Source organism: Shewanella bicestrii (assembly GCF_002216875.1).
Lineage (GTDB): Bacteria > Pseudomonadota > Gammaproteobacteria > Enterobacterales > Shewanellaceae > Shewanella > Shewanella seohaensis.
The window spans coordinates 1,598,179-1,610,302 of record NZ_CP022358.1 but is presented as its reverse complement, the minus strand read 5'-3'; the positions used below and the strand labels follow the sequence as shown (position 1 = coordinate 1,610,302).

At 48.0% G+C, this 12,124-nt stretch carries 11 protein-coding genes; 6 read left to right on the top strand and 5 right to left on the bottom strand.

Annotation, left to right across the window (positions count from 1 at the left end; genetic code table 11):
* Positions 1-107: 107 nt before the first annotated feature.
* The 3 genes from tyrR to phhA all read right to left on the bottom strand — a co-directional run bounded on the left by tyrR (position 108) and on the right by phhA (position 3,158).
* Complete coding sequence (tyrR, locus tag CF168_RS07000) at positions 108-1,646, bottom strand: transcriptional regulator TyrR (protein ID WP_011717658.1); 1,539 nt, start codon at positions 1,644-1,646, stop codon at positions 108-110.
* Between the two features lie 275 nt (positions 1,647-1,921).
* Entirely contained in the window at positions 1,922-2,260 is a 339-nt protein-coding gene (locus CF168_RS06995; RefSeq protein ID WP_011626686.1) for a 4a-hydroxytetrahydrobiopterin dehydratase, read from the bottom strand.
* Positions 2,261-2,342: 82 nt separating this feature from the next.
* Positions 2,343-3,158, bottom strand: a complete 816-nt coding sequence (gene phhA / locus CF168_RS06990; protein ID WP_011626687.1) for a phenylalanine 4-monooxygenase — start codon at positions 3,156-3,158, stop codon at positions 2,343-2,345.
* Positions 3,159-3,480: 322 nt separating this feature from the next.
* Here phhA and galU point away from each other — a divergent pair, with 322 nt between their 5' ends.
* The 6 genes from galU (at position 3,481) to CF168_RS06960 (ending at position 10,583) form a co-directional block, all read left to right on the top strand.
* Positions 3,481-4,389, top strand: a complete 909-nt coding sequence (galU, locus tag CF168_RS06985) for a UTP--glucose-1-phosphate uridylyltransferase GalU (RefSeq protein ID WP_011717661.1) — start codon at positions 3,481-3,483, stop codon at positions 4,387-4,389.
* Positions 4,389-5,402, top strand: coding sequence for a UDP-glucose 4-epimerase GalE (gene galE, locus CF168_RS06980; RefSeq protein WP_089067432.1), 1,014 nt, complete (start codon positions 4,389-4,391; stop codon positions 5,400-5,402). Before galU ends, galE begins: the two co-directional genes overlap by 1 nt.
* Positions 5,403-5,475: 73 nt before the next feature.
* Positions 5,476-5,961 (top strand): ferredoxin-type protein NapF, encoded by a 486-nt coding sequence (gene napF / locus CF168_RS06975; protein ID WP_086902392.1) that lies wholly within the window; start codon positions 5,476-5,478, stop codon positions 5,959-5,961.
* A 93-nt stretch (positions 5,962-6,054) separates the two neighbouring features.
* Positions 6,055-6,495 (top strand): bactofilin family protein, encoded by a 441-nt coding sequence (locus CF168_RS06970; protein WP_086902391.1) that lies wholly within the window; start codon positions 6,055-6,057, stop codon positions 6,493-6,495.
* Between the two features lie 304 nt (positions 6,496-6,799).
* Positions 6,800-7,804 carry a LysR family transcriptional regulator gene (locus CF168_RS06965; RefSeq protein ID WP_089067431.1) on the top strand — a complete coding sequence of 335 codons (1,005 nt, stop codon included), beginning with the start codon at positions 6,800-6,802 and terminating at the stop codon, positions 7,802-7,804.
* A gap of 490 nt (positions 7,805-8,294) precedes the next feature.
* The gene (locus tag CF168_RS06960; protein WP_089067430.1) at positions 8,295-10,583 is read left to right on the top strand and encodes an OmcA/MtrC family decaheme c-type cytochrome; all 2,289 of its coding nucleotides are present in this window, start codon (positions 8,295-8,297) and stop codon (positions 10,581-10,583) included.
* Positions 10,584-10,675: 92 nt separating this feature from the next.
* On the opposite strand, the gene CF168_RS06955 is transcribed toward CF168_RS06960, so the two are convergent.
* Both CF168_RS06955 and CF168_RS06950 read right to left on the bottom strand, forming a co-directional pair.
* The gene (locus CF168_RS06955; protein ID WP_089067429.1) at positions 10,676-11,371 is read right to left on the bottom strand and encodes a DUF2982 domain-containing protein; all 696 of its coding nucleotides are present in this window, start codon (positions 11,369-11,371) and stop codon (positions 10,676-10,678) included.
* A gap of 4 nt (positions 11,372-11,375) precedes the next feature.
* Complete coding sequence (locus CF168_RS06950) at positions 11,376-12,110, bottom strand: YdcF family protein (RefSeq protein ID WP_089067428.1); 735 nt, start codon at positions 12,108-12,110, stop codon at positions 11,376-11,378.
* Positions 12,111-12,124 lie beyond the last annotated feature (14 nt).

The following is a 12,124-nucleotide window of genomic DNA, read 5'->3' as shown; positions in this document are numbered from 1 at the left end:
TACGTTTCATACCCTGCTGCCGCTTGTCACTATTTCGCAGAACGATATGGTGAAAAAGTCGGCAACAAAGTGGAACGATACTGTTACATCCTAAGCTTAAAGCAAGATTACTTTGGCTTGGCTATCTTGTATTCCCTGAGTTTGTTGGCGATAGCCGTGTGGGACACCCCTAATTTTTTCGCCAATTGGCGAGTACTGGGGTAAGCCGGATATAAGCGGCGCAGCAAGCTGGCCTCAAATTGCTTCATCGCATCATCGAGATTGCCTTCGAAGGCATTATCGAAATAGCCAAAACCTTCGGCGTAGGATGGCAACTTAAGTTGCTCAACGGTCAGCTCGCCCGAACCGTCCCACATAGATACCGCCCTGAAGACTGCATTCTTAAGCTGACGCACGTTACCCGGCCAAGCGTAGGTTAAGAGATGATCGCGGCATTGGGCCGAAATTCGTCTCACAGGGCTCGATAGTTGCTGACTGTAGTGCTCGAGGAACATCTCCGTCAGCGGAATGATATCGACTTTGCGCTCGCGCAGTGACGGAATATGGTAGCTAAGCACATGGATGCGATAGTACAAATCTTCCCTAAACTCACCGGTTTGGCATAGCTCGGCTAAGTTTTTCTGGGTCGAGCAGATGATCCGCACATCGGCGCGAACTTCTTCGTCGCCACCAATGCGTCTAAAGGTGCCATCCTGTAATAACCGCAGCAGTTTAACCTGCGCCGCCTTGGACATTTCGGCGACTTCATCGAGGAACACTGTGCCGCCCTTCGCTTCTTCAAAAAAGCCGCGCTTAATCACTTTGCCTTGGCTGACGTAGCCAAAGAGTTCCTCTTCGGCGGCGCTATCGGGCAGTGCCGCACAGTTAATAGCGATAAAAGGTTTCTCGCGGCGCATGCTGGCATCATGGCTGGCTCTGGCCATCAGCTCTTTGCCCGTGCCAGTCTCGCCAGTGATTAATAGCGGCGCGTCGAGCTGCGCCATACGGCGAGCTTGTTTCAGTACTTCTTTCATCTTGTCACTGCTGGCTAACACATTTTCAAAGCCCGCGGTTTGATTTTGCAGTGCATTGAATTGTTTACCGACCCGCGCCGGCGATTTAAGCGATACCACAGCGCCCACGAGGATGGTCTTATCATCCTCATCGGGTAAGTAAATCGGTAACATTTCGGCCAGATATTCGTTTTGGCCTATATTGACCCGCGCCGCCTGCGGCAACACTTGGCTCTCACTGAGCCAGCGGCTGAAGTTAAACCCTTGCACCCAATGGTTTAAGGACTCATCGAGCACTTCGTGCTCCCCCATGCCCATGTTGAGTAGCGCCGACTCGTTGACGATACGAATGCGCGCCTTCACGTCGATGGAGAACACTGAGTCAGGGAGGGTTTTGAGTAGGGTTTTTAAGGCGTAGTGTTCCTGCTCCGAAGGCATAAACGACACAGTTCGCACATCGTGAACACTCTCCACTTTGCGGATCTGCGGCATCAAGGCACTTAAGGTATCAAAACTGACCTCGGCAAATTGCAGGTAGAGAAAGCCCTGGTTACTGGCATCGATGGCGATGAGATTAATGCCATAACGTTCTAACACGACTAAGATGTCTTTCGCTAAACCCACGCGATCTTGACAGCTAACTTCCAAGCGCATAATGACTGATATTCCCTATTTTGATTCGAATTTTGGGATAAACCGTGCAGAGCTATTATCTCGAGGGTGTTGCCCTTAGGCTTGGCCTCGTAAGACATTCGTTTGATGATGCCTCTATAGTTTACGCAAACGTAAAAGGCAGGATAAATAGCTGGGCGTGTATACGTTAGAAGGTTACGCTCAAAGTGGCAAGTCTAGTTTACAGCGTATTTGTAACAGGAAGAAAAAATCAGCGCCTAAATATAATTAAAGCGCTGATTTTAAAATTGAATTTTTTAATCTAACAACTGGTCGGTCTTGGCTGCCATGATGAAGTCATTCTTATGTAGCCCCTTGATTGAGTGTGACCACCAAGTCACAGTCACCTTGCCCCACTCGGTTAAAATGCCTGGGTGGTGGAATTCTTCTTCGGCCAGCTCAGCTAACTTATTGGTAAACGCCATCGCTAACTTAAAGTTTTTAAATTTGTAAACCCGTTCCAGTTGCATGATGCCATCACGCACTTGCACGCCCCAATCGGGGATCATGCGGATAAGTTCGGCCAATTCTGCATCGGTCACTTTCGGCGCATCGGCTTGGCAAGCTTCACATTTCATTTGGGTTAACGCTGTCATACATACTCCTCTTGGCAACATTAGGGGATCAATCCGTTGCCCTTATTACGCTTTATTCAATTCGTTTTTTTAGGGTCAGCCATTAGCTGGCTTTCTTGGTCTTGGGCGGATACTTAGGGGCAAATAAGCCTAACTGACGCGCCTTAGCCACATAGGCCATGATGTCCATCTTGGCAATTTCATCCAGCATATCAATATGTTCAATCACATAATAAATCGGCTGCATAATATCGATACGGTAAGGCGTACGTAGCACATCTAAGAGATCGAAGGGCTTACGTTCCGGCACTTGGCTTTCCATGGCATACAAGGTTTCGCCGGGAGAGCTTAAAATACCGCCGCCGTAGATACACAATTCACCATCCTGAGGTTTGAGCAAGCCAAACTCGACGGTAAACCAATACAGGCGCGCTAAAAAGACGCGGTCTTCCTTGCTGGCATTTAAGCCCAATTGACCATAGATATGGGAGAAATGGGCGAAAGAAGGATTGGTCAGCAAGGGGCAATGGCCAAAGATCTCATGGAAAATATCCGGCTCTTGCAGATAATCAAACTCTTCCTTGCGGCGGATAAAGGTCGCAACCGGAAATTCCTTGTTGGCCAATAGCTCAAAGAAGCGGCCAAAGGAAATCAAGGCCGGCACGGCCGCGGTTTTCCATCCTGTGGTGGCCTGCAAGACTTTATCAATCTCAGCCAATTGTGGAATGCGGTCCTTCGGCATCGCCAAGGCATCGAGCCCTTGGAGATATTCCTTACAGGCACGCCCCGGTAGGTTTACCGCTTGGCGAGCATACAATTGGCTCCAAATATCATGTTCTTCCTGCGGGTAATGGATAAACCCAGAATCATCTGCACTTCGCGCAACATAGGGCGCAGTGTGCGCTATCTCTTTAGTCATAAAATTCACTTCATGGCTGACGCTAATGCCTCCATAGTGATCTAAGCCTCGATTTTTGTTAACTCCCTCACAGTTTATTGTTCATGCGACAATGTGACGCAAACGTAAAGCAAATATTACAAGGCGATTAAATCCTTGGTCATTCCAAACCGGATCTGAGTTAGACCGGTAGCAAACCTTGACACTGCCGCTCAAAAATGACGACGATAGACTGATAATATGCAGAAAAACCGACAAATTTCGGTGTTTGCAAATGGCTTTTCTGCGTGGGTCATTTACAATATTGCCCAATAACCGCCTCTCCTTAATCTGAAGGTTCGCAATGAAACAACATCAAATTCGTAAAGCCGTTATTCCCGTCGCTGGACTTGGCACTCGTATGCTTCCTGCGACCAAAGCAATTCCTAAGGAAATGCTGCCTGTTGTTGATAAACCATTGATCCAATATGTGGTTAGTGAAGCCATTGATGCGGGGATCAAAGAAATTGTCCTCGTGACCCACGCCAGTAAAAACTCTATCGAAAACCATTTCGACACCAGTTTTGAATTAGAGGCGCAATTAGAGCGCCGCGTGAAGCGTCAATTACTCGAAGCGGTACAATCCATTTGCCCGAAAGACGTGACTGTGATCAGCGTGCGCCAATCCCAAGCCAAAGGCTTAGGTCATGCGATTTTATGTGCGAAATCCGTCGTCGGTGATGCGCCTTTCGCCGTGTTACTGCCGGATGTGATTATCGATGATGCCAGCTGCAACCTGAAAACCGACAACTTGGCCGCCATGGTGAGCCTGTTTGATGAAACCCAAGTGGGCCAAATCATGGTTGAAGGCGTGCCACATCATCTAGTGAACCAATACGGTATTGCGGATGTGAATGGCCACGATCTACAGCCTGGCGAATCAGAGCCATTGGTCGAACTCGTTGAAAAACCACCGGTTGACGAAGCACCGTCTAACTTAGCCGTAGTGGGTCGTTACGTATTGCCCGCAGCCATTTGGCCACTGCTCGCTAAAACCCCAGCAGGCGCGGGTGATGAAATCCAATTAACTGACGCCATTGCAATGTTAATGAAGCAAGAAACCGTAAACGCTTACTACATGCAAGGTAAGAGTCATGATTGCGGTAACAAGCAAGGCTATATGCGCGCTAACGTAGAATACGCCCTGCGCCACAGCGAAATCGGTGAAGATTTTGCTCAATATTTAAAAACAGTAGTAAAAGGAATTAAATAATGACGATTTTAGTGACCGGAGGCGCCGGTTATATCGGCACTCATACCGTAGTGGAATTACTCAATGCGGGGAGCGAAGTGATTGTTTTAGACAATCTGTCTAATTCAAGCATCGAAGCCCTTAACCGTGTCGAGCGCATTACCGGTAAATCGGTCACCTTTTACCAAGGCGATATTCTCAATAAGGCCTTACTGCAGAAAGTCTTTAGCGACCATAACATCGATGCCGTTATCCATTTTGCAGGATTAAAAGCCGTTGGCGAGTCAGTTACTAAACCGCTGAAATACTATGAGAATAACGTGACTGGCACCTTAATTCTTTGCCAAGTGATGGCAGAGTTTAAGGTGAAAAATCTCGTCTTTAGTTCTTCTGCTACTGTGTATGGCGACCCTGCCAGCCTGCCGATTACCGAAGATTTTCCAACGGGTGCCACTAACCCATACGGTCAGTCTAAATTGATGGTGGAGCATATACTGGCGGATTTACACCATAGCGATCCGAGTTGGAATATCGCCCGTTTACGTTACTTCAACCCTGTTGGCGCCCATGCCAGCGGCTTGATTGGCGAAGATCCTAACGATATTCCAAATAACTTGATGCCATTTATCGCGCAGGTTGCGGTCGGTAAACGCGAAGCGTTAAGTGTGTTTGGTAATGATTACCCAACCCACGATGGTACAGGCGTTCGCGACTATATCCATGTGGTGGATTTAGCCCTTGGACACCTCAAGGCCCTTGAAAAACTGGCCACCAAACCAGGACTTGTCACCTATAACCTAGGCACAGGCCAAGGCTACAGTGTGCTCGATATGGTCAAGGCCTTTGAAAAGGCTTGTGGTAAGTCGATTGCCTATCAAATTGCTCCGCGCCGTCCGGGTGACATTGCCGCCTGTTATGCAAACCCAGATCATGCTAAAACCGATCTGGGCTGGCAGGCGACTCACAGCCTAGAGGATATGGCGAACAGCAGTTGGCATTGGCAATCTACCAATCCAAATGGTTATAAAGGCTAATCATCTAAATGGCTTGTGGTAACTCCCAAGCCATTTTTATTATCCCTTATCACAATTAAACTCAGTAATACCTATGACAGAAAGCATCAATCACAGCCGCCGTAATCTCTTTAGCCGCCGTAAATCCTCGGCAATTCGACCGCCTTGGGTACGTGAAGGCATTGAGTTTACTGACATCTGTACCCGATGCTCAGCCTGTATCAACGCCTGTGAAACTAAGATTATCTTCAAGGGAGATGGCGGCTTTCCCGAAGTCTCCTTTAAGGACAATGAGTGCACTTTTTGTCGCCAATGTGCCAGCGTCTGTCCGGAAGAACAGCTCTTTGATCTGAACCAATCCCCATGGCAACACAAAGCCGTAGTACAAGATAACTGCTTAACATATCAGGGTATTTGGTGCCAAAGTTGTAAAGATGCCTGTGAGCCTCGCGCCATTGGTTTTACCTTAAGCGTGGGTAATGCCCCAATGCCGAAAATTGATACAGCACTCTGCACGGGCTGTGGAGCCTGTGTCGCCCCCTGCCCGAGCCAAGCCATCAGTATTAAGCCTGTAGAATAACCTTATGCCGTGAGTGTTACTGGGCTTCACGGCGTATTTAGGTTACTATCTCGCGCTCTAACCCTTCTCCAATTACCTAGGTTTCCTATTACCATGTTTGGCAAAAAATTTACCTTTACCCGAAGCGCTTCCCCAGCACTGAGTTTTATCGCCGAAGGGACTAAGCTTACGGGCAATATCGAATTTGCCGGAGATGTATTGATAGGCGGTGACGTACAAGGGCAAATCTTATCGCAGGCCAATGTCATTGTTGAGCGCACAGGAAACCTCCACTGCGAGGTCAAATGCCGCGAGCTGATTATCGATGGCTATTTTAAAGGTCGCCTGATTTGCGAGCGCTTAGTCATCCAAGCCCATGGTATTGTCGATGGCGATGTGGCTTGCACCTCGATGCAGATCAGTGAAGGGGGTCAGTTTATTGGATTAAGGATTAAAGAAGACCATCAGACTATCCATGCCCATAGCCTGCCGTCTGCAGCCTCAAGCAGCACGCGAATCACCCCTGTGCCGACATTGTCGCCCGAGCAGGAATAACGCTCTCCTTCGCTAATGAGTGCTCACAGCCAATCGAGATGATGACCCTTTAACCAAGTAAAGACTTTTACTGGCAAGTCAGCGCGGTCAGCACCGCCATCATTGTCCACTTGAGCAAACAATCGTTAAGTAATTGTTAATTTAACGAGTAAGATCACAGTTACGCCGTACGGCAACTGCTAACCTAGCCTACCAGCAATGCATTTCGTGCATGATTTCTGCCGCTTAACAAAGTGTCCCCATGTGTCTTGCGAATAGGAGCACAGGGCCATTGCAGACTAAGACTCATACAAGGCGAGACCAAATGAGCAACCCATTACTAAAACAAATCTGCGAACTGGATGTCTTCACCTTATTGGTATTTAAAAGCATTTTTGATAACGGACACGCAAATAGTGCCGCCAAGGCGCTCAATGTGTCGGCGCCTAAAATTAGCCGCTGCCTGAATGCGCTTCGTCTCACCTTTAACGATGAGCTGTTTTATCGCCGTCAACAGGGCTTGAAACCGACGCCCCTCGCCGAAAGTTTGTATGTCGCCATTTGCCAATTTACTGATTCGGTGTACTACCTAGAGCAATCGGCACTACAAATTCAAAATGCGGCTAATCATGTTGAGCGGCCGCTACATATCGCCGCAAGTAATGGATTATTAAGCTTTTTAGCGCCGCAGCTCAGTACACCCGAGGCGATAAGTGAACTAGGCCAAGTTAGGTTACATAAATGGCAGGAAAACAGTCCTGAGTTAATCCACGCAGGAGAATTAGACTTTGGCATCACCATAGAGCAGACCGACACTAAGGAGCTCAGCGTCTCCCGCTTAGGCTGTATTTCCAATGTCTATGTGGTGGCCTCAAAGCAGCATCCCCTGTGGGAAAGCCAACTGGAAATCAGCTTAGAACAAATCTGCCGCTATGCCTTTTTGTGCCTCGAACTTAAAGGATTCAATAGCCGAATTGACCCACTCGAACTGTTTTGCCAACGCCAAGGGCTGCTGTTGCCATCGATTGAAAGGGTGATCGATCGGGAAGAATGGTACGCCCATTTACTCACCATGCAGAGCGTCGCCTTCTGCTCGAGTATCGATATGCATACCGCCAAACATATGCCTGGATTGAAGTTGGCGCCGCTGCCCGTTTCTGAGCAGCAGCGCCTGCATGACACTCTTATGCCGCCGCAGTATTTTCTCATCGAAAAGCCCCGCAGCCACAGGCGCTATAGTCAAAATCAATGTGAATTAGTGGTCAGTTCATTATTAACCGCACTGACCGCACAGGCACCACAAGCTGCTAGCCCACACGCGGCTCAATAGCGCTTACAAAATAGCAATTCAGATAGAACCCAACACCCTAAAGCATGGACGCTTTTTACTGTTAACCATTCGATGTTAACCAAATGCATCGACTGTTAACTAACGGCATTTCGAGCCGGATTTTACCCCACATGCCCTAATCGCCCAGCTCGAAAAATGCGGTGTTCTTGACTCTTTTGTACTTCTTACCGAGAGTCATAAAAAGCCATACATACAAGTTTCAACAGTCTCCTCCGTGAAAATTAATCGAAAATTAATCCGATTAAATCACTCAAAATAAAAACAAAATTTTGCTGCGCAGCTCATGTTTTTAGCATCGAATTCTAAATTGAGAAATATTCAATTTCACAATATAGAATTGCCGTTTTGCTGTGTTAAATCATCGTTCACATATCGGATACAAACTTATAAATACCACTTTATAAGTAGGTGAATCGACCTATAGTAGAGTCACTGCACACGCAGTCTTATAGAAAGAAAAAGGGACGCGATGATGAAAAACTACAATAAATCTCTACTGGCACTAGCACTCACTAGTGCCTTATGTTTAACCGCCTGCGGGGACGGCAAAGACGGGCAAGATGGTGCCCCCGGCACACCAGGTACTCCTGGAACGCCAGGTACGCCTGGCACACCTGGTTTACCCGCTGGCTCGTTTGCTAAAACCGCTGAATCTATAACCGATCTGAAATTTACCCTCAGCCCTGCAGACATTAAAGTCACTAGCAGCGAAGGCTTTAGTGTCAAATTCACCTTAACCGGAAAAAGCTCTGGCAAAGATGTGCCCTTTATGGGACTCGACAAAATTGCTCTTTATTCATTAACGGCGAATGAAAACACCTCGGGTACAGGCGCTCCCATTCAGTGGCAAAACAATGCCATGGCAAACAATGCGGGCAGCTCATTAACTTGTACACTCAATGGCCTAAACGGCACTAAGAATGCGTGTACCTTAACCGAAGATACCGAAAACCCAGGCACTTACACTGCCACTTGGACCTATGATGGCGCTGCGCCCATCATCAATCCAAACGATAATCCAAATGCGGTGCACAGAGTCTTCGTTCGCGCTTACAACATTGTCAACACGGCTGGCGTAGCCTTGTCAGATAAAGTGCTCTCGGTACCTGTTGATTTTATCCCTGCCACCGATGAGCTTGCCGCATCAGGCAAAGACACAGTATCGAGCGCTGCATGTAAAAACTGTCACGGTGAAGTGGACGGCCATATCGCTAAGATTGAAGCCCACCACAACTACCAAGACGTTAAAAACTGCGTAACCTGCCATAACCCAGACCAAGTCCCAAGCGATGCGCAACTCGCAGAAGGTTGGGTATTCGATTTCGCGCCGATGATCCACCGTATCCATGCCGGTGAACACAATGCAGACTACCTGTCTGGCGAAGCGAAAGAATACTTCGGTGAAATTGGTTTCCCATCAGACTTGAAAGAATGCAAATCCTGTCACGATGGTGCACCAAGCTATAACACCAATATCTATGCTCAGGCTTGCGTGGGTTGTCATATCAATGTCAACTTCGCAACCGGTGAAAACCACTCAGAATTTGGTTTAGCTCAAGCCGATGACACTCAATGTAAATCCTGCCATGGCAGCGGTAGCTTAACGCCAGAAGCGGTTCACAGTGTCGGTAAACGTGCTGAATACGGCCCATTAATGACGGTCGACTTTACCAGTGCAACGCTAGGTACTTCAGCAACATTAGGTATGCAAACTCTGACATTGAAAGCCAATGTCACACTCAATGGCGCACCTATTGCCGATGGTACTAGCCTAAAAACCTACAATGCCACCAGCAACCCAACAGGTATGTTTGCGGCAAACGGTCTGCTGCTAGGTAATGTCGCTACAGATGGTACTGTGTACTCATGGCGCGATGTTAAACCTACAGCCATCAGTCTGAAACTGGAAAACGGTACCCTATCAGGTGGTGTATTAACCTTCGTGAAAGATATTCCAGATGCACAAGCAACTGGCACTATCTATGTTGGTTCTGAAGCCAACTTCTGTGCGAAAGCAGGTAAAGCGGTGAGCTGTAATACCGACGGACTTGAATATGGCCCAACTAGCCCTGTAGGTAACATTTCTGCGGTTAAATTCTTCAACTTAAGCGGTGGCACTCCAGCCGTAGCTCGTATGAAGGATCCAGCACGGATTACCGTTGAAGAAGCAAAATGTAACGCTTGTCATGGCAGCTTGGACTATGCGAAAGGCTACAGACACGGGGTTTACACCTTCGATCAATGTATGAACTGTCACAACGATACCACTGGCGCTTCTGGCCATGGTGCAACAGGCTACAAAGGCGAAGATGGTAAGTTAGTCGTTAACCCTGATGTAACCTTCAACAACAAAGATCTGTTCACCGTGGCTCACCGTTTCCACAGTGGTAACTTTGGTGTTGTCGAAGGCATCTTCCGCAATGCAGCTGGCGAACTTGAAGGTTATCCATCACCTGAAACCGCATGTTCAGCCTGTCACAAAGATGGTGCAACGCTGTTCGCAGCTGATGGTGGCTTAACTTCTGGCAAACGTTCTATCAAAGTGGGCAGCAACTACATTAGCCCTGTGGCTGAATCCTGCCGCACCTGTCACGCTCACTCAGATGCAGCAGCAGTGGCTCACTTTAGAAGTAATGGTGCGATTGTAGAAGCGGATGCAGTAACTGATCCTAACCTACCAGTAGAATCATGCGCGACCTGCCATGCTGAAGGTAAAACCTATGGCATAGATAAGGTACACGCAGAGGTAGCACACTAGTACTAGTACCTCCGGGTTGCCCCCTGCACAACCCGAACTTCCTCTCTGCAACTTATTGGGGCTCCTTCGGAGCCCCTTTTTTATCTGTACTTTTAATGAGTTGTGGTATCAATTTGAGTCGCACTTAGTGCGATACGTTGCCTTAAGAGCTTAATAAATTCTCTCGGGTCACGGTCTAAACTGTCGTGGGGAATATAGAGATGGTAGCCAAGATGAGTATTGAGCATCACGCAGCGATGACCAAACATCGCCAACACGCCGCGGTAACGGTCTCCCTCGATAACGAGCGGGCTAAATTCGGCGCCAAGATAGGTCTCTAAGGTCGCCAAATCCTCTTGCTGTGATGCTGCAGTCACCAATAACGGCCGCTGCTCAGTCAATAAACCCGCGGCAAGGCGCAATGAAATATTATCGAGGATCGGGTTTAGCTGCTTGAGCTTAATGCCAATATAGGAAAGCTCAATAGTATCAACACCCTGGGTAACTCGAGGAATATCTACCCGTTGAATGTTGCTCCAGTTTATTGCAACTTTACCGCGGCGATGAAAATAGGTCAGTCCCTGCTCATCCATGCTCAAGGTGGTCTCAGGTTCATAGACCTTCGCCAAGCCCAATATCAACGCAATCGCACCTAAGCTGAAAAACACTAAGCCCACGGCAAATAGCTCAGGAAGTAGTACAAATAGGCCAAAGCCTAAGACAAAGGCACTGGCGCCCACAATCGTTAAGGTTACACCATTACGTTTTGAGAGCGGGCGAACCGAGACAACATCGGACTCTAGCGTCATATTTTTATTCCTGTTTAATCCAGAGCCATAAACGGCCTATGTATTCATGTATCGCCCGTTGCGAAGCGAGCAAGTTATCCGCAGTCAAGCGCCAGTAGAAACCATCTCTGGCCCTAAAATCCGTCGGTGCAGCGCTCGCCGTTAATCCTTGACCGCTAAAAATCGCCATCGACCTTGGCATATGGGAAGCCGAGGTAACTAATCGCACAGCTTGATTGCCAAAGTGTTCTTTAAAATAGTGCGCCTCTTCAATCGTGTCGCGCGGCAGAGGCAATTGAACGATACGTGATGTATGGACACCGAGTTCAACCGCCGCCTTTGCCATCACTTCGGCATGGGGATGCTGCGTTAGCTCACCCTCCCAACCACTGACCACTAAGGTGCAGTCTTGACCTAATTGGAGTTGCCTTAGCCCTTCCGTTAGCCGCGCTAAGGCGACCGTCGATAAAGATTGTACTGCCGTTGCACCTTGGATATCGGCATGCCCAGAGCCCAACACCATTACCACACAGGTACCCGCAATAGGCGTTGAATTAATGGGATATTGAGTCTCGAGCGGTTTAACGAGATAGTCGACACTCAATTGACTGCTGAGCACTAAGAGCAGCGAAAACGCACCGCCAATCGCCCATTTTGCTAACCTAGGTTTGCGCCAAACCAAAAAAGATAGCAGTAATAACAACAGGATAAATGGAATAGGCATGATTGCCTGAGAGACAACTTTCTTAACCCAAAACATGCGTTAGTGCCTAA